The organism is Streptomyces sp. NPDC007917 (genome assembly GCF_042959105.1).
Classification (GTDB): Bacteria; Actinomycetota; Actinomycetes; order Streptomycetales; family Streptomycetaceae; genus Streptomyces.
The window spans coordinates 649,813-672,025 of record NZ_JBIBKK010000002.1 but is presented as its reverse complement, the minus strand read 5'-3'; the positions used below and the strand labels follow the sequence as shown (position 1 = coordinate 672,025).

Annotated in this window: 22 protein-coding genes and 1 pseudogene; 5 read left to right on the top strand and 18 right to left on the bottom strand. The window is 70.5% G+C overall.

Going from position 1 to position 22,213, the window contains the following annotated elements; all coding sequences use genetic code 11:
• Positions 1 to 14: 14 nt before the first annotated feature.
• Both dctA and ACFZDL_RS05810 read right to left on the bottom strand, forming a co-directional pair.
• Positions 15 to 1,451 (bottom strand): C4-dicarboxylate transporter DctA, encoded by a 1,437-nt coding sequence (gene dctA, locus ACFZDL_RS05815; RefSeq protein WP_353592121.1) that lies wholly within the window; start codon positions 1,449 to 1,451, stop codon positions 15 to 17.
• Entirely contained in the window at positions 1,448 to 2,566 is a 1,119-nt protein-coding gene (locus ACFZDL_RS05810) for a PrpF domain-containing protein (protein WP_353592120.1), read from the bottom strand. Before ACFZDL_RS05810 ends, dctA begins: the two co-directional genes overlap by 4 nt.
• 132 nt (positions 2,567 to 2,698) lie before the next feature.
• On the opposite strand from ACFZDL_RS05810, the gene ACFZDL_RS05805 reads away from it, so the two are divergent.
• Positions 2,699 to 3,607 (top strand): LysR substrate-binding domain-containing protein, encoded by a 909-nt coding sequence (locus ACFZDL_RS05805; protein ID WP_353592119.1) that lies wholly within the window; start codon positions 2,699 to 2,701, stop codon positions 3,605 to 3,607.
• A 347-nt stretch (positions 3,608 to 3,954) separates the two neighbouring features.
• Here the strand turns inward: ACFZDL_RS05805 and ACFZDL_RS05800 are convergent, their stop codons facing one another.
• From ACFZDL_RS05800 to ACFZDL_RS05785, 4 genes are all read right to left on the bottom strand, one after another.
• Positions 3,955 to 5,073 (bottom strand): Gfo/Idh/MocA family oxidoreductase, encoded by a 1,119-nt coding sequence (locus ACFZDL_RS05800; protein ID WP_353592118.1) that lies wholly within the window; start codon positions 5,071 to 5,073, stop codon positions 3,955 to 3,957.
• Positions 5,058 to 5,717: a ThuA domain-containing protein gene (locus ACFZDL_RS05795; RefSeq protein ID WP_353592117.1), complete on the bottom strand. Its 660-nt coding sequence runs from the start codon at positions 5,715 to 5,717 to the stop codon at positions 5,058 to 5,060. Before ACFZDL_RS05795 ends, ACFZDL_RS05800 begins: the two co-directional genes overlap by 16 nt.
• Positions 5,714 to 6,469 (bottom strand): sugar phosphate isomerase/epimerase, encoded by a 756-nt coding sequence (locus ACFZDL_RS05790; RefSeq protein ID WP_353592116.1) that lies wholly within the window; start codon positions 6,467 to 6,469, stop codon positions 5,714 to 5,716. The genes ACFZDL_RS05795 and ACFZDL_RS05790 overlap by 4 nt, the downstream gene beginning before the upstream one ends.
• Positions 6,470 to 6,530: 61 nt before the next feature.
• Complete coding sequence (locus tag ACFZDL_RS05785) at positions 6,531 to 6,818, bottom strand: hypothetical protein (protein ID WP_353592115.1); 288 nt, start codon at positions 6,816 to 6,818, stop codon at positions 6,531 to 6,533.
• A gap of 562 nt (positions 6,819 to 7,380) precedes the next feature.
• Between ACFZDL_RS05785 and ACFZDL_RS05780 the strand changes: the two are divergent.
• From ACFZDL_RS05780 to ACFZDL_RS05770, 3 genes and pseudogenes are all read left to right on the top strand, one after another.
• Positions 7,381 to 7,536 (top strand): annotated as a pseudogene (locus tag ACFZDL_RS05780) (DapH/DapD/GlmU-related protein); the annotation flags it as partial.
• 1,563 nt (positions 7,537 to 9,099) lie between these two features.
• Positions 9,100 to 9,801, top strand: coding sequence for a hypothetical protein (locus ACFZDL_RS05775; RefSeq protein WP_353592113.1), 702 nt, complete (start codon positions 9,100 to 9,102; stop codon positions 9,799 to 9,801).
• Positions 9,802 to 10,284: 483 nt separating this feature from the next.
• Positions 10,285 to 10,419 carry a hypothetical protein gene (locus tag ACFZDL_RS05770; protein ID WP_391190473.1) on the top strand — a complete coding sequence of 45 codons (135 nt, stop codon included), beginning with the start codon at positions 10,285 to 10,287 and terminating at the stop codon, positions 10,417 to 10,419.
• A 177-nt stretch (positions 10,420 to 10,596) separates the two neighbouring features.
• Here the strand turns inward: ACFZDL_RS05770 and ACFZDL_RS05765 are convergent, their stop codons facing one another.
• From ACFZDL_RS05765 to ACFZDL_RS05735, 7 genes are all read right to left on the bottom strand, one after another.
• Positions 10,597 to 12,690, bottom strand: a complete 2,094-nt coding sequence (locus ACFZDL_RS05765; RefSeq protein WP_391190503.1) for a TIM-barrel domain-containing protein — start codon at positions 12,688 to 12,690, stop codon at positions 10,597 to 10,599.
• A complete protein-coding gene (locus ACFZDL_RS05760) occupies positions 12,687 to 13,520 on the bottom strand; it encodes a carbohydrate ABC transporter permease (protein ID WP_353592111.1) in 834 nt (277 codons plus the stop codon). Before ACFZDL_RS05760 ends, ACFZDL_RS05765 begins: the two co-directional genes overlap by 4 nt.
• Positions 13,521 to 13,525: 5 nt before the next feature.
• Positions 13,526 to 14,476, bottom strand: a complete 951-nt coding sequence (locus tag ACFZDL_RS05755) for a sugar ABC transporter permease (protein WP_353592110.1) — start codon at positions 14,474 to 14,476, stop codon at positions 13,526 to 13,528.
• Positions 14,477 to 14,494: 18 nt separating this feature from the next.
• On the bottom strand, positions 14,495 to 15,715 hold the full coding sequence (locus ACFZDL_RS05750) for a sugar ABC transporter substrate-binding protein (RefSeq protein WP_353592109.1): 1,221 nt from the start codon (positions 15,713 to 15,715) through the stop codon (positions 14,495 to 14,497).
• Positions 15,716 to 15,835: 120 nt separating this feature from the next.
• Positions 15,836 to 16,846 (bottom strand): LacI family DNA-binding transcriptional regulator, encoded by a 1,011-nt coding sequence (locus ACFZDL_RS05745; protein ID WP_353592108.1) that lies wholly within the window; start codon positions 16,844 to 16,846, stop codon positions 15,836 to 15,838.
• Positions 16,847 to 17,059: 213 nt separating this feature from the next.
• Positions 17,060 to 17,224: a hypothetical protein gene (locus ACFZDL_RS05740; RefSeq protein ID WP_353592107.1), complete on the bottom strand. Its 165-nt coding sequence runs from the start codon at positions 17,222 to 17,224 to the stop codon at positions 17,060 to 17,062.
• 59 nt (positions 17,225 to 17,283) lie between these two features.
• Positions 17,284 to 18,003 (bottom strand): FCD domain-containing protein, encoded by a 720-nt coding sequence (locus ACFZDL_RS05735; RefSeq protein WP_353592106.1) that lies wholly within the window; start codon positions 18,001 to 18,003, stop codon positions 17,284 to 17,286.
• Between the two features lie 292 nt (positions 18,004 to 18,295).
• Here ACFZDL_RS05735 and ACFZDL_RS05730 point away from each other — a divergent pair, with 292 nt between their 5' ends.
• Positions 18,296 to 18,463 carry a hypothetical protein gene (locus ACFZDL_RS05730; protein ID WP_353592105.1) on the top strand — a complete coding sequence of 56 codons (168 nt, stop codon included), beginning with the start codon at positions 18,296 to 18,298 and terminating at the stop codon, positions 18,461 to 18,463.
• Positions 18,464 to 18,643: 180 nt separating this feature from the next.
• Here the strand turns inward: ACFZDL_RS05730 and dgoD are convergent, their stop codons facing one another.
• From dgoD to ACFZDL_RS05705, 5 genes are all read right to left on the bottom strand, one after another.
• Positions 18,644 to 19,789, bottom strand: a complete 1,146-nt coding sequence (dgoD, locus tag ACFZDL_RS05725; protein ID WP_353592104.1) for a galactonate dehydratase — start codon at positions 19,787 to 19,789, stop codon at positions 18,644 to 18,646.
• Positions 19,790 to 19,851: 62 nt separating this feature from the next.
• On the bottom strand, positions 19,852 to 20,628 hold the full coding sequence (locus ACFZDL_RS05720; protein WP_353592103.1) for an SDR family NAD(P)-dependent oxidoreductase: 777 nt from the start codon (positions 20,626 to 20,628) through the stop codon (positions 19,852 to 19,854).
• A gap of 38 nt (positions 20,629 to 20,666) precedes the next feature.
• Positions 20,667 to 20,807, bottom strand: a complete 141-nt coding sequence (locus ACFZDL_RS05715; protein ID WP_391190467.1) for a hypothetical protein — start codon at positions 20,805 to 20,807, stop codon at positions 20,667 to 20,669.
• Complete coding sequence (locus tag ACFZDL_RS05710) at positions 20,753 to 20,935, bottom strand: hypothetical protein (RefSeq protein ID WP_391190500.1); 183 nt, start codon at positions 20,933 to 20,935, stop codon at positions 20,753 to 20,755. Before ACFZDL_RS05710 ends, ACFZDL_RS05715 begins: the two co-directional genes overlap by 55 nt.
• A gap of 109 nt (positions 20,936 to 21,044) precedes the next feature.
• Complete coding sequence (locus ACFZDL_RS05705; protein WP_353592102.1) at positions 21,045 to 21,929, bottom strand: aldo/keto reductase; 885 nt, start codon at positions 21,927 to 21,929, stop codon at positions 21,045 to 21,047.
• Positions 21,930 to 22,213: the final 284 nt, after the last annotated feature.

The following is a 22,213-nucleotide window of genomic DNA, read 5'->3' as shown; positions in this document are numbered from 1 at the left end:
GCGTGTACGGGGTGTCAGCCGACGGCGGCCACGGGGTCACGGTCCGTTCCGGCCCCTGCCGCCGAACCTGCCTCCACGGGCTTCGTGCCGGGTGCGGAGGCGGCCTGCGGCTCGGGGGTGTCGTCGGCCCCGGGAGCAGCGCAGTACGGGATCTCGCCACGGAGGACGGCTTTGGCACGCTCCTCGTCGAGCTGTCCCTCCCATTTGGCCACCGCCAGGGTGGCGACGCCGTTGCCGACCACGCTGGTCAGGGCGCGTGCCTCGGACATGAAGCGGTCGATGCCGAAGATGAGCGCCAGGGCGGCGACGGGGACGTGGGGGACGGCGCTGAGGGTGGCGGCCAGGGCGATGAAGCCGGAGCCGGTGACTCCGGCGGCGCCCTTGGAGGTGAGCAGCATGACGGCGAGCATCGACAGCTGCTGGGTGAGGCTGAGGTCGATGCCGAGGGCTTGGGCGAGGAAGACCGAGCCCATGGTCAGGTAGATCGCGGTGCCGTCGAGGTTGAAGGAGTACCCGGCGGGCAGCGTGATGCCGACCACCGGCTTGGAGGCGCCGGCGTGCTGCAGCTTGGCCATCATGCGCGGCAGCACCGGCTCGCTCGACGAGGTGCCCAGGACGATCAGCAGCTCTTCCTTCATGTAGCGGAGGAAGGGCAGCAGACGCAGACCGTTGATGCGCATGACGGCGCCGAGGACGACCAGGACGAAGAACAGCGCGGTGAGCCAGAACGAGCCGACCAGCAGGAAGAGGTGGCGCAGGGTGTCCAGACCGTAGTTGCCGATGGTGAAGGCCATGGAGCCGAAGGCGCCGATCGGGGCCAGCCGCATGATCCAGCGGATGAGCGTGAACAGGATCCGGGACAGTTTCTCGATGCCCTGGGTGATCCCCGCCCCCGCGTCGCCGCTGGCGTTGAGGCCGAAGCCGAACAGCACCGAGACCAGCAGCACCGGCAGGATCTCGTGGCCCGTCAGCGCGCTGAGCAGGGTGTCCGGGATCATCGCGAGGACGAACGCGGAGAAGCTCTCGTGGCTCGCGGTCGCCTCCGGTGGCAGTCCCTTGGTGGAGAGGGTGGAAGGGTCGACGTGCAGTCCGCTGCCGGGCTGGACGACGTTGACGACGATCAGGCCGATCACCATGGCGACGGTGGTCAGCACCTCGAAGTAGATCAGCGCCTTGAGGCTGACCCGGCCGACGGCGCGCGCGTTGCCCATGGAGGCGATGCCGTGGACGACGGTGCAGAAGATGACCGGCGCGATCATCATGCGGACCAGTGCGATGAAGCCGTCGCCCAGGGGTTTGAGATCGGCGCCGAAGGACGGCCACAGCCAGCCGACGGCGGCCCCCGCGAGGACGCCGATCAGACACTGGACGTAGAGCAGGGACAGCAGCCTGCGGATGCGGCGGCGCGGTGGAGCGGTGACGGTACCCGGGGCGGCGTCGTTGCGGCTCATGCGGGGCGTCCTTCCAGGACGGGAACGAGAAGTTCGGCTCGGGCGATGCGGCGGGCGGCGCGATGGAGCAGCACCGTGGGGGACGCGCCGTCCGGAGCGGGGACGGCTTGGGCGGTGATGACACCTGCCGGGGTGCCCAGGCGCAGCGTGCCGTCGGCGGTCTGCCGGGCGACGCGGTGGGCGAGGGTGCCGGGGGTGGCGGCTGCGGTGGTCAGGGCGACGGCCGAGGTGAGACCGATCGCCGGGTGGGGTGCGTGCATGGAGACCATGCGCACGGCCAGGTCGTACTCGTCCTGTGCGACCAGGGTGCCATCGGTGGTGCGGTACGCGACAGGTCGTGCGACGACGCCGACTTTCGGCACCGCGTGGCTGACAGGGTCGCTCTCCTTGGCCAGGCCCATGGCGAGGGCGGCCTGACGGCGCAGCGCCGTGAGGGCGGGCACCGCCGCGGCGAACTCGACGAGGGACTCGGTGCCGTCGAGGCCGAACGCCTTGGCCTCGAACAACGCGGCCGGGGCGCCGGCGTCGACGAGGGACGCCTCGACGGGACCGTTGGGCCCGGTCAGGGTGTCCAGGGCGCGGCCGGTCGGCAGGGCCCGGCCGGTGGTCGTGCCGGCGGGGTCCTCGAAGCCGAGCAGGACCGGCACACCGAGTGCGGCGGTGCCCGGCACCGTGGCCCCACCCTCGTCGGGGGCCGTGCCGCCCGGGGTGGGGATGGTGCCGGTGAGGCGGGCCCCGGTGTTGACGTTGAGCATCCGCACCGTGGTGGAGTCCGAGGTGATCGGCACCAGGCCGTTGTGGACGGCGTACAGGGCGACGGCGGTGGCGCAGTTGCCGCAGTTACTGGTCCACTCCACTCGCTCGACACCGATGCCGACCTGCGCGAAGGCGTACTCGACGTCGATGCCCGACGCGGGGGACGGCTGGACGATCGCGGCCTTGGAGGTGGTGGAGGAGGCACCGCCGACACCGTCGATCTGGCGGGGGTCGGCGGCGTTGTAGGCGGCGAGCAGCAGGGCGTCGGCGTCCAGGCCGGTCGCCACCACGTCGTGGTGGTCGAAGATCCAGCACTTGCTGGTTCCTCCGCGGATCATCTCGCCCTGCAGACGCAACACAACAGACTCCTCGTGGAAACCCCGACGGCACTTCCGTGCGTGGTGTGATCCACAGTGGGCGCGGAGAGAGTGAAGTACAATCTCGGAAATCTGCATGGGGATTAAGCTGAAGTTAATGCTGGAGGTGGTGCCGTGCTCGACGTCCGGCGCATCCTGCTCTTCACCGAGGTCGCCCGCCGGGGCTCGGTCACCGCCACCGCGCGGGCGCTCAACTACACACCGTCAGCGGTGTCCCAGCAGGTCAGCCGCTTGGAGGCGGAGGCCGGGCAGCCCCTGCTCGAGCGCCATGCGCGGGGTGTCACACTCACCGACGCGGGCCGCGCTCTGGCCGAGCGCGGGGAGCGGATCGAGCGCGAGCTGACGGCCGCGGAGAACGAGCTCGCCGACTTCGCGGGACTGCGCGCGGGCACCCTCCGTATCGGAACCTTCCCCACCGTCGGCGCCTCCCTCCTGCCCCGGGCCGTGATCGCCTTCCGGGAAGCACACCCCGACGTACGGCTGACGGTGCGCAGCGCCCGCATCGTCGGCCTGTGGGCGATGCTGGAGAACCGGGAAATCGAGATGTCCCTGATGTGGGACTACGACTGGAACCGCATCGACCGCGAGGACATCGTCGTCACCCCACTCGCCGACGACCCCCCGGCCCTCCTCGTCAGCAAGGACCACCCCCTCGCCGGCCACCCCTCGGCCGCCCTCGCCCACTTCGCGAACGACCCCTGGATCACCCGCGCCGACCACCACCCGGTGGCCGAGGCCCTCGCCCGCAGCTGCCACGCGGCCGGATTCGAGCCACAGATCGCCTACGAGGCCCATGACTACCAGGAGGCCCAGGCCATGGTCGCCGCCGGCATCGGCGTCGCCCTCGCCCCCACCTTGGCCCTGCAAGGCATCCGAGGTGGCGTCAGCGTCCTGCCCCTGCAACCCCCCGCCCCTGTGCGCCGCATCCTCCTCGTCCGCATGAGCGACCACGCCCTCACCCCCGCCGCCCAGGCCTTCGCGGACTTCCTGCGCAACAGCGCCGCGGCCGACGAGGCGTCATGACATGGGTACTTTGACCGGCCGGAGGAAAGCGCCGCCGCCCGAGGAAGAGCAGAGCCGCGGCTCCGACCTCGCGGAGCAGCTGCCGACCAGGGCCTGACCGCGCATGAGTGTCTCCCGGATCCCTGTCGCGCCGTTCCGGGAGAGGCGCGCGCCGGACGGGCATGCCGTTCCGGGCCCGGCGGTCCCACCGCCGGGCCCGGAAAAGTGCGCACGGTCCTCCCCACACCGGCTTCCCAGCCCGCGCAGGCCCACCCGACGGGTGACCTTCGCTTGATGGGCTACGGGCCGGCCCAGCCCGAACCCGGCCTCACCGGCAGGGTGGCTGTGTGCGCCGATTTCGCCGCTGTCTACTGCTCCTCGGGGCGGGCGTCCGCGGGTACGGCGGCCGGCCGATCGCAGGTGCTGCCCACCCGAACTGACCTGCCGCTCTCAGCCGCGGCCAGCATGGACTCCATCACATCCAGCACGTGGTAGGCGAGTTCGCCGTCGGCGCGGTGCGGTCCGCCCCGGGTGACGGCTCGGGCCAGGTCGGCGACGCCGTAGCCGCGGGAGGCGCCGCGGTAGCCGCCTCGTACCGGAAGGTCCTCCCAGTCCTGGGCGCCGGCTCTGAACAGCCGCACCGGGCCGTCGAAGGTGTTGGGGTCGGGAACGGAGAGTGAGCCGTCCGTGCCGTAGACCTCGATCCGGGGAAGTGTGCCGGCCCACACTTCGAAGCTCATCAACAGCGTCGACAGGGCGCCGGAGTGGTGTTCCAGCACGCCGGTGACGTGTGTGGCGACCTCGACGGGGATCTCCGTTCCGGCTCGGAGGCCCTTGCCGATGGTACGGGCGGCACGGAAGGCCGAGGCCATTCCCACCACCCGGCGGACCGGTCCCAGCAGGGTCACCAGTGTGCTCAGGTAGTACGGGCCCATGTCCATGAGGGGGCCGCCACCCGGACGGTAGAAGAACTCCGGGTCGGGGTGCCAACGCTCGGGGCCGGCACTGACCATGAAGGCGGTCGCGGCGACCGGGACGCCGATGTCACCGGCGTCGAGCGCGGCGCGGGCGGTCTGCACGCCGGTGCCGAGGACGGTGTCCGGGGCGCAGCCGACCCGGACGCCGATGCCGGCGGCCGCGTCCAGCAGGGCGCGAGCCTCGCCGGTGGTGGCGGCGAGTGGTTTCTCGCCGTAGACGTGCTTGCCGGCGTCGATGGCCGCATGGGCGACTTCCGCGTGTGCGGCCGGGATGGTGAGGTTGAGGACCAGATCGACGTCGTCCGCCTTGTAGAGCCCGTCAAGGTTGGTGGCCCGGGCTCCGGGGACCGTGGCCGCGGCGGCCACGGCGCGCTCGGTGTCCAGATCGGCGACGGCGGTCAGCCGCAGATTGCCCAGGCGCGAGACGGTGGAGAGATAGGCGTTGCTGATCTTTCCCGCGCCTATGAGGCCTATGCGGAGTTCCGGGTGCGCGGTCAGCGGGTCGCCCATGCCATTCCCTTCATGATCATCGAGTGGACCTGGGGTACTTCGAGGTCGGCCAGGTTGTGACCGATCGTGGTGACGAACACCCGGCCCGCGCCCCAGGCTCGCGTCCAGGTCACGGGCATGACGGTGTCGGCGAGTTCGGGGGTTTCGGGATCAGCGGCATAGTCGGTCACCGCGAGCACTTCCACTGCCGGGTCCATGTGCAGGTAGTACTGCTCGGTGGTCACGAGGAACGGGGTGAGCCCCTCGGCGATCGGGTGGCCGGCGGCCGTGGGCAGCGGCCGAACCTCGTAGGTGGTGTGCTCTTTGGGGTGGTGGACGAACTGGCCGCCCGTCATCAACTGGTAGTGGGTCTGGGAACGGAAGGAGTCGATGATCCCGCCGTGCCAGCCGGCGAATCCGGTCCCGGCACGGACCGCGAGGGACAGCCCGGCCACCTGTTCGCGGGTGATCTCTCCCATCGTCCAGCACTGCACGATCAGGTCCGTGGCGGCCAGCAGTTCCTGGTCGAGGTAGCTGTCGAGGGAGTCGGAGACGGTGACCTGGTAGCCGGCTTCCCGGAGCGCGGTGGCGTAGCGGTCGCTGGCGGGGACGGGGACATGGCCTGCCCATCCACCGCGGATGACGAGGGCGTGTTTGGCTGTCATATCAGCTTTCCTGTGTGGTGCGTTCCGGAGAGGAACCTGAAGCTCTTCGCGATCGGGTCGAAGATGTCGCCCTCGAAGTCGTCGAGTTCGACCACGCGCAGCGCGTTCGGGGCCGCGGCCAGAATGTCCATGACCGGGATGACGCCGTCGCCCACCGCCACCTGGGCCTTGTTGTTCCGCGAGCGGTCGCCGTCCTTCATGTGCAGGGCCCTGACCCGGTCGCCGAGCCTGGCGAGCAGGGCCGGCACGTCCGCGCCTCCGACGGCGGCCCAGTACGTGTCCACCTCGAGGACCACGCCGTCCGCCAGATGATCCGCGAGGACCTCCAGCACATGCACGCCGCCCAGCTTCAACTCGAGTTCGACGTGGTGGTTGTGGTAGCCGACCGTGAAGCCGTGGTCGGCCGCCTCGGCCGCGACGCGGTTCAGGTCCCGCGCGATGCCCTTGATGTCATCGGCGGTCTGCCAGCGCTCGGCTTCGACCATCGGCACGATGAGGGTCGTGACCCCGAGGCGCCGGGCCGCGGAGTAGAGGGGAACTCGATCGTCTCGGAGCAGCGCGGCGTGCGCGGTGGGCGCGGACAGTCCGCACTCGGTCAGCGCGTCCGCCATCCGCTCCGCCCGGTCGACGAAGCCGTACGGCTCCACGGCGCGGTAGCCCATCTCAGCGACGCGGGCCAGTGTTCCCTCCAGGTCCTCCTCGAGTGGCGATCGAACCGTGTACAGCTGAAGGGAGATCTCGTCCCTCGGCATTTCACTCTCCTCATCGATGACGCCGGCACATCGTGTGCGGCGGGCCGCGGGCCGGACGGGGCTACTTCTCCAGCAGCAGGTGCCGCCGCCAGGCGTGGTACCGGCACCGGCCCCGCAGAGCGGAAGAGGATCGATCCGGGTAGTTCTCCCACGGGCCGAGGCCGATCCAGCTCGCGGTGTCGAAGTCTTCGGCCAGTTCGAACTCCATGCCGGCCCTGGGCACATCCACGTACTCCTCCGGCAGCCAGACCTCCTCGTCGAAGGTGACGTTCCCGTCGCCGCGCTGGATGATGCGCCGCCGGTGCCGGACCGTGTCGCCGTACGCCGCGCGGTACACCGTGGTCCCCACGGTTCCCCCGTCGTCCGCCGCCGGCCCGCCAACGGAACCTGACCTCGACGAAAATAACGCTGAAACCGGGGCGTCCCGGTGGGCGGCGACGGCCGCCGGGAACGCCCTTGCCCACCGACCGCACGTGAGGGAAACGAACCCCATGACGGACTCGAACGCCGCCGCCACGCCGGCCCTTTTCGACTACTCGCCCTGGCTCTACTGGTCCCAGGCCACCGCCGACGACCGCGCCCGGCAGCACGACTTCCAGCAGACACTGGGCAAGGACGACGCCGAATACAGCATCGGCGAGGACTGCTACGTCTCCCCGCTGGCCGCGGTCCAGAACGACCACCTGCGTCTCGGACCCCGCAGCTACATCGCGGCCGGCGCCTACCTGACCGGCACCCTGCGCGCCGGCCGGGACTGCACCGTCAACCCCTACGCCGTGGTCCGCGGCACCGTCGAACTCGGCGATGCCGTACGCATCGGCGCCCACACCTCCCTGCTCGCCTTCAACCACGGATACCAGGACCCCGACACCGAGGTGTTCCGCCAGCCGATCACCTCCAAGGGCATCCGGATCGGCAACGACGTATGGATCGGCTCGCACGTCGTCCTGCTCGACGGCATCACCGTGGCCGACGGCGCCGTGATCGGAGCCGGCAGCGTGGTGACCAAGGACGTCCCGGCCAGGGCCGTCGTCGCCGGCAACCCCGCCCGGGTCCTGCGCTGGCGCGGAACACCCCCCGGCACGGCCCACAAGAGTGCGCCTGCGGACCTGGCCAACGCGGTGGCGGCCTTCGCGGACACCGCCCGCGCCCAGGCCGAGGACATCATCGCCCGCTGCTTCGCGCCCGGCCCCGACGGCGGCCTGTTCGCCGACGCGCCCGGCGGCCCGCCCACCGTGCGCGCCCAGTGCGACGCCGTGGAGATCGCCGACCTGCTCCACGGGCACGCCCCGCTCCCACTCCCCGCCGACGAGCAGATCGCACGACTGCGCTCCTGGCAGGACCCCCACAGCGGCATCGTCGGCGCGCTCGACGAGGACGGACGCCAACGCCCTGTAGGAGCACCCCCCTTCAGTGGAGAGACCGGCTACCACTTCCTGTGCGTCGGCTACGCCCTCGATGTGCTGGGCAGCGAGTTCGCCCACCCCCTGCACAGCGTCGCCGCACTGACCGCCGGTGACGTCGTCGAACACGTGGAGGCGCTGCCCTGGCAGGAGAACCCCTGGCACAGCGGCGACTGGATCGACATCCTGGGCACCGCCATCATGTGGAACCGCCGCAAGGGAGTCCGCGAACAGCCCGGCGCGCTCGACGCCCTGTTCGGATGGCTGCTCACCCACGCCGACCCGCACACCGGCCTGTGGGGCAAACCCAGTGCCGCCGACGGCCTGATGCGGGTCGTGAACGGCTTCTACCGCGCCAGCCGCGGCACGTTCGCACAGTACGGACTGCCCGTGCCCTACCCCGAGCGGACCATCGACTCCGTGCTCCAGCACGCCCGCGACCCCCGCTACACCCGCCCAGACAGGCAGACCGCCTGCAACATCCTGGACATCGCGCACCCGCTGTGGCTGACCCGCACCACCGGCTACCGCGCCGAGGAAGTCGTGGCCCTGGCACGACAGCTGCTCGCCGACGCGCTCCAGCACTGGATGGACGGCGAGGGATTCGCGTTCCGCGCCCCGCACCCCACCACCGCGGGCGACCCCCAGACCCGGCCCGGCCTGCAGGGTACGGAGATGTGGCTCGCCATCATCTGGTACCTCGCCGACCTGGCCGGTGTTTCCCACGCACTCGGCTACCGGCCACGCGGCATACACCGTCCCGAACCCGTCGCCTGAACGAAGCGGTCCAGACCGCGAAGGTCAATCCCGCTATGTGGCGCCTGAGGAAGGGGCTGCTCCGGCCGATCGCAAGCCTCGTTGTCACTGGCTGCTGGCAGGATCGAGGCCATGACTGTCACTCCTACCACGCCGCCGCGGCCGGTCGATGTCGCCGCGGTCCTTCCTCAACTGGCTCCGCTGGCCCGCGCGGCGACCCGGTTGCACCCCCGCCCCGGGGTGCCTTCGCCACGCGACAGTTCGATCGGCGGGCCGCTGCTGTGGCCTGCCGACGAGCCATGGCTCCATTGCGAGGGCCCTCATGAAGTGGACGGAATGAACCCGGCCCTGCCTCCGGCGGATGTGCGGCTGGAACGACGGATCCATGCCGCCATGCGCGAGAGGAGCCTGACCCCGCAGGAGCGAGAGACCCTTGAGCGAATCCGTCCCCCTCGGGAGTATCCGCTTACGGTGGCGGTCCAGCCGTACGACGGTTCCATAGCGATGCTGCCCGTCGCGCAGCTGTATGTGCGGGACGTGCCTGGTCTGCACGCGCCTGAAGGGGCGGACCTGCTCCAGGTTCTGTGGTGTCCCTTCGACCATCCGATCATGCCCAGGACCGCGCTGTTCTGGCGGTCGGCAGCCGAGGTCACGGACATTCTCACCACGCCCCCGGAACCGCCTGCGGTGCAGTTCGACGGCTACCTGCCCGAGCCGTGCCTGCTCAACCCGGAGCAGGTCATCGAGTACCCCAGCGCCATGGAGTTGAGCAAGGAGCTGCGGGAACAGCTGGGGAACTGGGACCTGTGGCAGGCAGCCGGCGCGGGTGTGGACAGCTCTTACGCGCCCTACCCGGAGGAGTTCTACTGGAACGCGTTGTCCGTCGCGCCCGGCTGGAAAGTCGGCGGTTGGCCTTCCTGGGGCCCCACCGACCCCACCCCCCGGCTCTGCCCCGCCTGCGGCAGCGAGATGGATGCGCTCCTGACGATCGCCACGTTCGAAGGCGACGATTCTACCCGCAGCTGGTTCCCGTACGAGAACCCGGCTGAGAAATCGCCCACCAGCTTCAACCCCTTGCGGCCCACCTCGGTCCAGATCGGCAGCGGCTACAAACAGCAGCTCTACATCTGCCCGAGGGCGCCGGAACACCCCCACACCGAACTGATGCAGTAACTGTGGGGTCGGCTGGAGGGGCGCGGGTGACCGGGTGGTCAGCCCCCCTCTGCCGCACCCGCGGCTCTCTGCAGTTGGGCGGAGGGCCATCTGCCCCGTTTCACCGCCGAGTCGATCTGGCGGACCAGCTCCCGGGCGACGACTTCCACCGCGGGAGGGGTTCGCCCCGTCCTCGGGGTGCCGAGGACGATGGAACGCCACACGTCTGGTTCGCACAGCGGCGCGGCGCTCGACCCGGGCCGGGCTCGATCTCAGGCATCAAGTCCCTTGAGTTGACGCCCCGTTCGCGGTCCGGGCGGGCCTGGCTGATGGACGCCTGGGGCTGGGCGCCCGGCACTTCGGCGGTGAAGGCGGCCGCACTGCCGCGAGTCGACGTGGGCCGCACGATCGTCAAGGAGGGTGACTCGGGCACCCGCACCTACCGGATTCCGGTCGAGATCTCCGGGCACGGCAGCGGGCAGGTCCGCGGACATCTGGCAGCCGGTGCGGGTGCTTCCGGTCACCGAGGGCGCCGAGCTGTCCACCAAGGACGTGGACCCGCAGTGGCTCAAGGACTGGTCCGGTGACGTGCCGACCCCGAGCGGCCGCTGTCCGACGCGCACCTGTGGGCGTGGCTGAACATCCCGCCCGGGGGCACCAGCGTGGACTTCGTCGTGCCGATCGTGCCAGACCAGGTGGCCGAGCCGCCCGAGTCGATGCGCCTCGCACTGACCGACAACAACGCCGAGCCGCTGCCCGACAGGCCGGTGCCGACGGGGACGGTGCTCGACAGCCGTAAGCACGAGGTACGAGGCGTCATCCCGTCACCGGCAGCTGTGCGCCGTCGCGCAACAGCAGCGGAACGCGGTCGATCGGGGCGTCGAGTGTGGGCCGTGTGCCGCCCTCGTACGTGGTGCCCGTCCAGGCACACTGCCAGCGGGCGCCGGCCGGCAGATGTACGTCACGGCGGACGGCACCGGCCTCGGTGACGGGGGCGACCATCAGGTCGGGGCCGAGCAGGAACTGGTCGGCCACGGTCCAGGCCGTCTCGTCCTCCGGGAACTCGAGGAACAGCGGGCGCATCGGGGGCAGGCCCTCACGGGCGGCGGTGGCCATCTGTTCGGCGATGTAGGGGCGGAGCCGTTCGCGCAGTTCCAGGTAGCCGCGCATGATCTCGTACGCCTCCTCGCCGTACGACCACACCTCGTTGGGGCCGCCGGTCATCTCACCGCCCAGCGGTAGCCACGGCAGCCGGAAGCCGTGCAGCCGGAATATCGGGCACAGCGCACCGAACTGGAACCAGCGGATGAGGACTTCACGGTACGCGGGGTCGTCGGGGTCCCCGCCGTGGAAGCCGCCGATGTCGGTGGTCCACCAGGGGATGCCGGACAGGCCGATGCTGAGGCCCGCCGCGATCTGGGCGCGCAGGGCGGCGAAGTCGGTGCCGATGTCGCCGGACCACACGGCGGTGCCGTAGCGCTGGCTGCCCGCCCAGGCGGAGCGGGAGAACGACAGGCCGTCGGTGTTGCCGGAGGCGGCCATGCCCTCGTGGAAGAGGCGTGCGTTCTCCCGGGGGTAGAGATTGGCGACCTCCTGGCCGTGGCCCGCGTGGTAGCGGAGATTGGCCGGGTGGCCCGGCTTCATCTCGGGCTCGCAGGCGTCGAGCCACCACAGGTTGATGCCCAGCCGCTGATAGTTCTCCTGGACCTTGGACCACACGTAGGCGCGGGTCTCGGGGTTCGTCGGATCGTAGAAGGAGACCATGACGCGGTGGTCGGCGCCCTTGTCGACCCAGGTGGCGTGGGCCGCGGTGCCGTACTCGTTGGCCGCGAACAGGCCACGGCGCTCCAGTTCGTCATAGTTCTCGCTCGAGCGGTTGACCGAGGGCCAGATGGACACCATCAGCTTGACGCCGAGCTCGTCCAGTTCCCGGACCATGGCGGCCGGATCGGGCCACTCCGCCGGGTCGAACTTCCAGTCGCCCAGCCGCGTCCAGTGGAAGAAGTCGGCGACGACCACGGACATCGGCAGGCCCCGGCGCTTGTGCTCGCGGACGACGTCCAGGAGTTCCCGCTGGGTGCGGTAGCGCAGCTTGCACTGCCAGAACCCGGTGGCCCAGTCGGGAAACGCGGGGGCATGTCCGGTGGCGTCGGCGTAGGAGCGGAGGATGTCGGCGGGCCGGTCGCCCGCGGTGATCCAGTAGTCGATCTGGCGGGCGCTGTCGGCCACCCAGCGGGTGCCGGTGCGCACCAGTTCGACCCGGCCGACGGCGGGGCTGTTCCACAGCAGGCCGTAGCCGCGGTTGGAGAGCACGAACGGGATGGTGATCTCCGTGTTTCGCTGCACCAGGTCGACGACGGTGCCCTTGTGGTCGAGCAGTCCGTGCTGGCGCTGCCCGAGGCCGTACAGCCGCTCCCCTTCGTACGCCGTGAAGTTCTGTTCGAGGCGGTGGTAGCCGTGCCCGGTCGGCATGTGGACGCGGCTTCCGGGCCACCAGAAGTGTGCGGGGCGCTCCGCGAGCAGTTCCACACCGTCCGCGGTACGCACGAAGCGCAGCATGCCGTCGGCGGTCAGCTCCGCGGTGATACGGCCGTTGACCAGGCGCGCGGAGGGAACGGCGTCGACGGGCGAACCGAGTCCGTTCTTGAAGACGGTCAGACCGGTCAGATCCGGGACGGTGATCTCGGCCGTGCTGCCGGGCCGCTCCAGCAGGGCGCCGGGGATGTCGTCGCGCACGGGGCCCAGGGCCGCTCGTACGCGGACGGAGTCCGGCCCCCAGGGTTCGACGCGCAGCGACTCGTGACCGCCGCGCCACTCCAGGCCGCCGTCGTGCTCCCGGAACGTGTTCAACGTGGTTTCTCCAGTGCGTGGGTAGGGATGCGGACAGTCCTCGACCGGGGCTGGGCTCAGTCCTTGACCGAGCCGCCGGTGACACCGACCGCGATATACCGCTGGGCGACGACCAGCAGCACCGCCGCGGGGAGGGAGGCGAGGACTGCGGAGGCCATCAGGGCGTTCCAGTCGGTGGCGTTGGCGCCGATGAAGCGGTAGATCCCGACGGTCACCGGGGTCACCGCGTCACGCGAGGTCAGTGTGATCGCGAAGAGGAAGTCCGCCCAGGAGAAGAGGAACGCGAACAGGCCGGCGGTGATCAGGCCGTTGCGGCTCATGGGGACGACGATGCGCAGGAACGTACGCCAGGACCCGGCGCCGTCCAGCGCCGCGGCCTCGATGACCTCGGTGGGGATATCGCGCAGCTGCGCACGGAGCAGCACCGCGGCGAACGGCACGGACAGTGTGGACTGGGCCAGCATCAGCCCGATGGTGTTGTTGAGCAGCCCGATCTCGCTGTAGAGCGCGAAGAGCGAGTTGGCCTTCACGATGCCCGGCACCATCTGCACGATCAGCAGGACGAACAGCAGCGCCGCGGCCCAGCGCAGCCGGAACTTCGCCAGCGCCCATGCCAGCGGAGCCGACAGGGCGAGGGTGAGCACCACATTGCCGCAGGCCACGAAGAGGCTGATGAGCAGATGCCGGCCCTGGGTGTCGAAGGCGGCGCGGTACCCGTCGAGGGTCGGGGCGGTGGGGAACCACTTGGGCGGGATGCTCAGCAACGCTTGGCCCGGCTGGAGCGAGGCGTTGAACATCCAGTACAGCGGGAAGAGCAGTACGCCGACGATCAGCAGTGCGATGCCCGTGCTGCACCAGCGGCGGGCGGTGTTCAAGGCGGCGGGGGACATCGGGACTACCTCTCGGACTGTTCGGCGCGGACCGCCCGCAGGTACACGAGCGCGAAGAGCATGGCGATGGCGATGAGGACGTTGCTGACCGCGGCGCCCTGACCGAACCGCAGGTCGGTGAAGGAGAGTTGGTAGGACCAGGTGGACAGCAGCTGTGTGGAATCGGCGGGGCCGCCCTGGGTGAGCACCATGACGACGTCGAACGCCTTGATCGTGTAGATCAGTCCGAGCATCACGACGACCGAGCTGACCGGTCGCAGCAGGGGCCAGGTGAGGTGGCGGAACTTCTGCCAGGCGCCCGCGCCGTCCAGCGAGGCCGCTTCGTACAGCTGCGGCGGGATGGACTGGAGGCCGCCGTACAGGATCACCATGTTGAAGGGGATGCCGATCCACACATTGGCGATGACGACGGCCGTCATGGCGTGGTCGGGGCTGACCAGCCAGGGGACGGGGTCGCTGATCAGGTGCAGGTTGAGCAGCACCTGGTTGATGACACCGTAGTCCTGGTCGAGCAGCCAGCGGAAGACGGTGCCGGAGACCAGCAGCGGGAGCAGCCAGGGCAGCAGGAGCAGGGCGCGCAGCGTGCCACTGAGCGGGAAGCGGCGGCGGAAGAACAGCGCGAGGCCGAGGCCGATGGCGAACTGGAGGATCAGTGAGGCGAGGGTGAAGACGGCCGTGTTCCACAGCGTGGTGGAGAAGAGGTCGTCGGTGAGGATCTCGGCGTAGTTGGCGAGCCCGGTGAACGGTGCGTCGCCGTCATAGAAGGACGTCACCGAGTAGTTCTGGAAGGACATCACCACATTGGCGACGATCGGGTATCCGAAGAAGATCGCCAGGTAGAGCAGGGCCGGCACATAGAAGCTCAGGCGCGCCAGCCGCGCTCGGCGGGTGGCGGCGGCGGCCCGGTCGTCCGAGTGCGCCGCCGTGCGGACGGGCTTGTCCAGAAGGGTTGTCATGGTGGGCACCTCGCCTGATCAGTGGTCTGCGGACTGGGCCCGGCGCTGAGCGGCCGCGAGGGCCTTCGCCGGGCTCAGCTGTCCGGTCACGGCCTGTTGGAGTGCGGTGCGCAGCGCCTCGGAGACGGCTGGGTAGGCGGTGCCGAGTTCGGTTGTGCGGGACCGGGCCGTGGGCGCGCTGGCCACGAACGGGGCGAGATCCGGCTGCTTCTTCACCAGTCGCTTCGCGACGGCCGGGTCGGCGGGGACGTCGGCACGCAGCTGGGCCCACTGGAGCATGTGGTCGCGGCTGAGCACGCAGTTGAGGACCTTGAGGGCCCGGTCCTGCTTGTCTCCCTTCGGTACCGCCCAGGTCTCGCCGCCGAGCGGGGTGACCGGTGCGCCGCCGCTGCGCCGCGTGGGAAGCGGGACGACGCCGTAGTCGAGCCCCTTCTGTGTGCCGAGGGAGGCCAGCTGCCAGGAACCGTTGATCATCATCGCGGCGTGGCGGCCGATGAACTGCTCCGCCACGTCCGACTGCTGCCAGTTCAGCGCCGACGTGGACACCGATCCGTCGCGGAACAGCGACGTCCAGTACGTGAGCGCGGAGCGGGACCGGGCCGAGTCCAGCTGTCCGAGGTCCGCGCCGGCGCCCCAGAAGAAGGGTTCGTAACTCCAGGTGCCCTCCTCGGTGGCGACGGCGGACAGAGCGAGTCCGTAGCGATGGCCCACGGTCAGCTTCGCCGCGGTCTCCCGGAGTTCTTTCCAGGTAGTGGGCGGTTCGAGGCCGGCCTTCTCGAAGACGGCTTTGTCGTAGAAGAGCGCGAGCCCGTTCACGCCCGGGGCGACGCCGTACAGCTTGTTCTGATAGGTGCCGGCCTTGAGCACGCTGTCGTAGAAGCCGTCGGTGCGCACTCGCCCCTCCAGCGGCAGGAGAGCGCCGGTCGAGGCGAGTTTGGGCAGATCGGGATTGTCGCTGAGGACCAGGTCCGGGAGGCTCTTGGCGGCTCCGTCCCGCAGGAGTTTGGGCACCAGCTGGGCGCGGGGCATGACCTCGCGTTCGACGGTGACGCCGACCTGGTGTCCGCAGGACCGGAGGATCTCGGTGAGTGCGGTGTTGCCCGGCTCAGCGGTGTAGTAGTCCGTGACGGTCAGGGTGTTCGGCGGCGTCTCGGCCGTGATGAGGCCGCAGCCGCTGAGCGTCGCGGTCAGGGCGAGCGCGGCGCAGACGGCGGTGGCTGCGCGGGTGCACGGGGACAAGGAGGTGCCCTTCGGGGTCGCAGGGGGGACCGCGCGCATGACTGCGGGCGGCATGGCGAGGGACGGCCGCTACGGCGAGGGACGGCCGCTGCGGCGAGGGGGAGCCGGGCGGGTGGGAAGCTACGGAGCCGGGTGGAGGGGGCGGTCAGACGGGGGCGTGCCGGTGCTGGCCCGGATGGTGAGCCGCGGCTCCAGCAGGACCGGAGGCTCGCCCGCTGCCCCGGCCCCCTGGTCGATCCGCCGCCTGAGCAACTCGATGGCTCGCTCGGTGAGTCCGGCGGCCGGCACGGCGATCGAGCTGAGGGCGGGCGTGCCGGCCGTCGCCACCGCGTCCGAGCCCAGCACGACCAGCGACATGTCCTCGGGCACCGCGCGGCCGAAGCTGCGGAGCAAGGGCGTCAGATGAGGGGTGGCTGCTTCGTTCTGCACGATCAGCGCGGTGGCGTCCGGGCGCTCCTGGAGCACCCGGGTCAGGGTGCCCGCCGTACTGTCCCAGTCTCCTTCGACCGGCCTGTGGATGAGCCGGACACCGCGGGCGGCGGCCCGCTCCAGCGCTCCGGCGACCGTCCGCACGGCGAATCCGGTCCGGCGCCGGTATGCGGCCTCGGGGGCGCCCAGAAGGATCACCTCACGATGGCCGAGGTCGGCGAGATGGTCGACGCACAGGTGGCCGGCCGCGCGGAAGTCCAGGTCGACACAGGCCAGCCCGGCGGGATCGTGGGGCAGGCCGATGAGCACCGTGGGGACGGGCAGGCCGCGTACCGTCTCCAGCCGCGGGTCATGAATCCCGATGTCCATGAGGATCAGCCCATCGAGCAGCACCGCGTCCAGCACGCTGTGCTCGGCGTGGTCGGTGAGCAGAAGGACGTTGCAGTCGTGGCGGCGGGCGGCGACGCTCGCGGACAGCATGAACTCAGCGAGCAGTGGACGGTGCGCTCCGTCGTCGACGCGCACGGCCAGCCCGATGGTGTGCGAGCGGGCGGAAGCCGGGGGCCGGTAGCCCAGGCTGGCGATGGAGTCGAGGACTCGGCGGCGGGTCGCCGGGGATATGGGGCGCTTCCCGCTGAGCACGTAGGAGACAGTGCTGGCCGCGACACCCGCGTGCCGTGCCACCTCAGTGATACCGACCATGCTGTGCTGCCCGTCTTCCGTCTCCGTAGCCCATGCCCGTCTGCCCGTCTGCCCGTCGAAGGGGTTCGACGCATCGGCGGTGCGCTTTCAGCTGCGCACGGCATCGGCGAGATTAGGTAGGGAAAGCAGGGCAGTCCATAGATCGCGGAAATTTCGATGGATTTCGACGCACGGGCTCGTACGCGGGTTCCGGTTCCACGCCCGTCGTGGCGGTCACTCGGCAGAGGCCGGAGCCGCGCGCGCGGGGCCTTCGGCGCTGAGCAGGGCGGAGAACGCGGTGAAACCCCCTGCGGTGCACGCCGCGCCCGGACCGATGACCGCGAACAGGACCCGGTCCGTCACCTGCGGAGCGGGTTCGGAGAGCGTCCAGGTGATCACCGGCTATGGCGTGTGGTCGTGCGCGACAGCCCCCCGAGCGGCCGCGTTCGGGCCGTCACTCAGGATCGGGGAGTGGCGTCGGGAGAACGGTCGAGGTGGTCGAGGTCCTCGGTCGCCTTGGCCAACAGGTCCAGCATGGCGAGTTCCGCTCGGGCGGGGTCCTGGTCGCGCACGGCTTCGAGCACCACACGATGGCTGGGAACCGGATCGTCGGCGTCACCGTGGGCGTGCACCATGCGGTCGCGCTCCCTGAGGCCCGGTTCCAGGAGCATGTCCATCCTCTGCAGCATCTCGTTGCCCGTGGCGGCGAGCAGTGCTCGGTGGAACGCCGCGTCGGCTTCGGCGGCGTCGCTGGACTCGGCGTGTGCCTGACCCATGGCCTCGAGGGCGTTTTCGAGGGCGGTCAGGTCCGCGTCGGTGCGGTGCAGGGCGGCCCGGTGTGCCGCGGCCGGCTCGACAATGGAGCGCACGTCAGCGAGATCGCGCAGCAGTTGACTGCCGTCGCCCGTCTCCATACGCCAGCGGATCACATCGGCGTCGAGGAGATTCCAGTGGGTTCGCTCCCTGACGAACGTGCCGCGCTTCTGCCGAGCGTCGATCAGGCCCTTACCGGCGAGGACCTTCAGCGCCTCTCGCATGACGGTCAGGCTCACGTCCAACTCGGCTCCGAGCGCGCCGATGTCCAGCGTCTCGCCTTCGGCGACCCGGCCTCCCACGATGCGGGCGCCCAGCTGATGTACGACCTGTCCGTGTACGCCGCGGCCGGAGTAGGACGCCATGGCGAATGCTCCCTGGTATCGAGGGACTGATAACGTCAGTACTTTATCCTACAGCTAAACATTAATTATGAATACATCCTGGATGTGGACCGCAAAGAGCCGGCCGGTTGCCCGTCGGGCGTGGCGCCGTAGTTCTCCGGACCGTCGGGGTCGAGGTGGTTCTGTGCGATCAAAACAGCGTGGGACGGCCCACCCGGGACGGTGTGTTCACTCGCTGGCCGCTGAGCCCCGCGCCGCGGTTGCCGCAGCCGGCCCTGCGCTGCCTGCGGGAGAACGCGGTCGCCACGGCGAGGTGCTGCTGCGGCTGCGCTGCACGGGAGACGTCGCCCGCGCCTACGTCGACGCCTCCGTGCGCGACGGGCTGGAAGCGGCTCGCACCCGTACCGCCGTCGAGACCGCCGAGCTGGTGGCCGTACCGCGTACGGCCGTGCGTGCCAAGGGCGCGGACCTGCCCGGCTGATCCCCGCGGCGGTCTGCCGCACGCCATGGGTGGCGCCCGGTCCCGGACCGGCGCCGCCCGCTGTGCCCGTCAGCCCCGGGAACACGGCTGCGCGGCGGGGCCGAAGCGCCCGCCGCGCAGCCGCGTGTCACACCTTTGCCCACACCGCCCGTCGGGGTGAACGGCATGATGGGGGAGGGGTCACCACTCGGCGAACGAGCCGTCCGCATGGCGCCAGACCGGGCTGTGCCAATCCGGTGCCCTGTTGTCGGCGTGGCGTACCGCCTGCTCGTCGACCTCGATGCCCAGACCGGGCCCGAGAGGCCGGCGGATGTGCCCCTCGTCGAACCGGAAGACCTCAGGGTCGACCACGTAGTCCAGGACCTCGGCGCCTTGGTTGTAGTGGATGCCGACGCTCTGTTCCTGGATGAGGAAGTTCGGTGTGCTGAAGGCTACTTGGAGGCTTGCCGCCAGGGAGATCGGGCCAAGCGGGCAGTGCGGGGCCAGCAGCACGTCGAAGGTCTCCGCCAGCGACGCCATGCGCCGCACCTCGGAGATCCCGCCCGCGTGCGACAGGTCCGGCTGCAGCACCGCGATACCGGCCTGCAGTGCGGGCAGGGCCTCGGTGCGCGAGTAGATGCGCTCGCCCGTGGCGATGGGGACGGACGACGCCGCGACCGCCTCACCCAGGCGGTGGGTGTACTCGGGCAGGACGGGTTCTTCGGCGAACAGCGGGGCCAGCGGCGCGAGATGGGGCAGGACACGGCGTGCGTTGGCGGCGCTGAACCGCCCGTGGAAGTCGATCGCGAAGTCACGCTCGGGTCCCAGGACTTCGCGGGCCGTGGCGGCCCGTTCGACGACGGCGGCGATGTCCGCGGCGGTGGCCAGCCGGTTCATCCGCCCGCAGGCGTTCATCTTGACCGCGGTGAAGCCGGCTTCGACCTGTGCCTTGACGGCATCGGCGATCTCGGCGGGCTCGTCACCGCCCACCCAGCTGTAGGCCCGCACCCGCTCGCGCACCGGACCGCCGAGCAGCACATGGACCGGCACTCCGAGTGTCTTGCCCGCGATGTCCCACAGGGCCTGGTCGAGTCCGGCGACGGCGCTGGAGAGGACCGGGCCGCCGCGGTAGAACGACCCCTTGGTCATCACCTGCCAGTGATCCTCGATCCGCATGGGGTCCTGGCCGATCAGATGTTCGGCGAGTTCGTGCACGGCGGTGCGGACGGTGGCCGCCCGGCCCTCCACGACGGGCTCGCCCCAACCGACCACACCGTCGTCCGTCTCGATGCGGCAGATCAGCCAGCGGGGCGGGACGGCGAACGTTTCAACCCGGGAGATTCTCAAGAGGTTTGCTCCAAAAGGCGAGGCGCGGGGGCGGGAGACCGGTCACTGAGGTCCGGCGAGGTTCACGAGGAGTTCTTCAGGACGCTCCAGCCGCCGTCGACGACGAGCGAGGCACCGGTCATGAACGAGGCGTCGTCCCCGGCCAGGAAGGCGACCGCGGCGGCGACCTCCTCGGGGCGGCCGAGGCGCCCGACAGCGGTCTCCGCGGCCGTGGCCCGCCGGTCCTCCTCGCCTATGCCGTCCCAGGCGCGGGTGAGGACGGGGCCGGGCAGCACACTGTTCACCCGGACGCGGCCGCCGTACTCGACGGCCAACTGCCGGGCCAGCCCCGTCAGGCCGGCCTTCGCCGCGGCGTACGCGGGCCGCCCGGGCAAGCCCACCAGGGCGTGCACCGAGGAGACCAGCACCACACTGCCGCCGGTCGCGATCAGATCGTCGAGACAGGCGCGCACCCCGAGGAACGATCCGGTGAGGGTTACCGCGAGCTGCCGGTTCCACTCGGCCGCGCTGGTCTGATGGGCCGCTGCGACCCTCACGGCGTAGGCATTGCTCACCAGCGCCCGAACCGGGCCGAAGGCCTCACGGGCGGCCTTCACCGTCCCGTCCCACGATGACTCCTCGGAGACGTCGCAGCGCTGGAACAGCGCGTGGCCGCCGGCCTCCCGGACGGCCGCCGCCACGGCCTCTCCCGCCTCCTCGTCGATGTCCGCGACGACGACACGTGCGCCTTCGGCGGCGAGCCGGTGTGCCGTGGCCGCGCCTATCCCGGAGGCGGCGCCGGTGACCAGCACACAGCGGCCGTGGAAGCGGTCCGCTGGGGAGGTGGTGGTGGGATGCATCAGAGGGCTCCTCGGGAAGGGCGGCAGCAGCCCTTAGATTAAATATGAATTATTAGGGGGGTGCCAAGTAGCCGGTCGCCGGTCAGGCAGACACTCGTGGGCTGTCCGGCTGGGAGGCCGAGCGTCAGCAGGAGCTCTCCGTCCGGCGCGTAGCAGCGGACCTCTGCCGCTCCCCACACCGCCGACCACAGCCGGCTTCGTCGTCCACGGTCATCCCGTCGGGGCTGCGGCTGCCAGGGGCGAGCCGGAAGAAGACCCGTCGGTTGGCCAGCGCCCCCGTTGCCGGATCCATGCGGTGGGCGTACACGGTGCCGTGGGCGCTGTCGGCGAGGTACAAGGTGGCTCCGTCGGGGCTGAAAGCCGGGCCGGCCAGGCGACGGGTCCGAGCTCAGCCGCTCCAGGGCGAGCGGTGCGGCTCAGGCCTCGGGAATGGCGCGGCCGAAGTCGGCGAGCGTCACTGCCTCGGGCTCGGGGCCACCGCGTCGGCCGGTCTCGAGCGCATCGAGGGCGGTGAGCTCGTCGGCGGTGAGCTCGAAGTCGAAGACGTCGAGGTTTTCCGCGATCCGCTCGCGCCGGGTGGACTTGGGAATGACCGAGCGGCCCTGCTGCAGGCCCCAGCGCAGCAGCACCTGAGCCGGGCTCTTGCCGTGCGCCTCGGCGATGGCGGTGACGGCGGGGTCCTGCAGGACGCTCTTGCGGTCCTCGCCGTATCCCGGGTAGAAGGTGATCCCGCCGATGGGTGACCAGGCCTGGTTGATGATGTTGTGCTCGTCGTCGAAGTCGAGCACGGCGCGCTGCTGGAAGTAGGGGTGGATCTCCAGCTGGTTGACCGCAGGCACGACGGAGGCCGCGTCCAGCAGCGTGGTGAGGTGGTCGACCATGAAGTTGCTGACGCCGATGGCACGGACCTTGCCGTCGGCCAGGAGCTTCTCCAGGGCGCGGTAGGCCGCGAGGGTCCGGTCGAACTCCGAGGGCAGTGCCTGGTGCAGGATCAGCAGGTCGATCCGGTCGACCCCGAGCTTCGCGGCGCTCTTGTCGAAGCCGTGCAGGGTCTCGTCGTATCCGTAGTCGCTGATCCAGATCTTGGTTTCGATGAAGACGTCGTCGCGGGCGACCTCGGAGTCGCGGATGGCCTGGCCCACCTCGCGCTCGTTGCCGTAGGCCGCGGCGGTGTCGATGTGCCGGTAGCCGAGCTCGAGCGCCGCGGTGACGGCGGCCCGGGTCTCCTCGGGCGGGGTCTGGAAGACACCGAGTCCGAGGGCGGGCATCGTGATGCCGTTGTTGAGAGTGAGGGTCTGCATCAGAAAGACCTTTCGTCGCGGGTGGCCCGTGAGGGCAGGATGAGCGTGGCGACGGCCACGGTGGCCAGGATGAGAAGTACGGCGGAGCCGGTCAGGGCCGCGCCCGAGCGGGCCGCGATGTCGGCGGCCGTGTGGCCGGTGGAGATGGCGGCGGCCGCGGCGGTCAGGATGCTCAGGCTCAGCGCGCTGCCGATCTGGTGGACGGTGTTGACCAGGCCCGAGCCGGCTCCCGCGTCCGCGGGGGCGACGCCGTCGACACCGCTGGAGGTCCAGCGTGGCCAGTG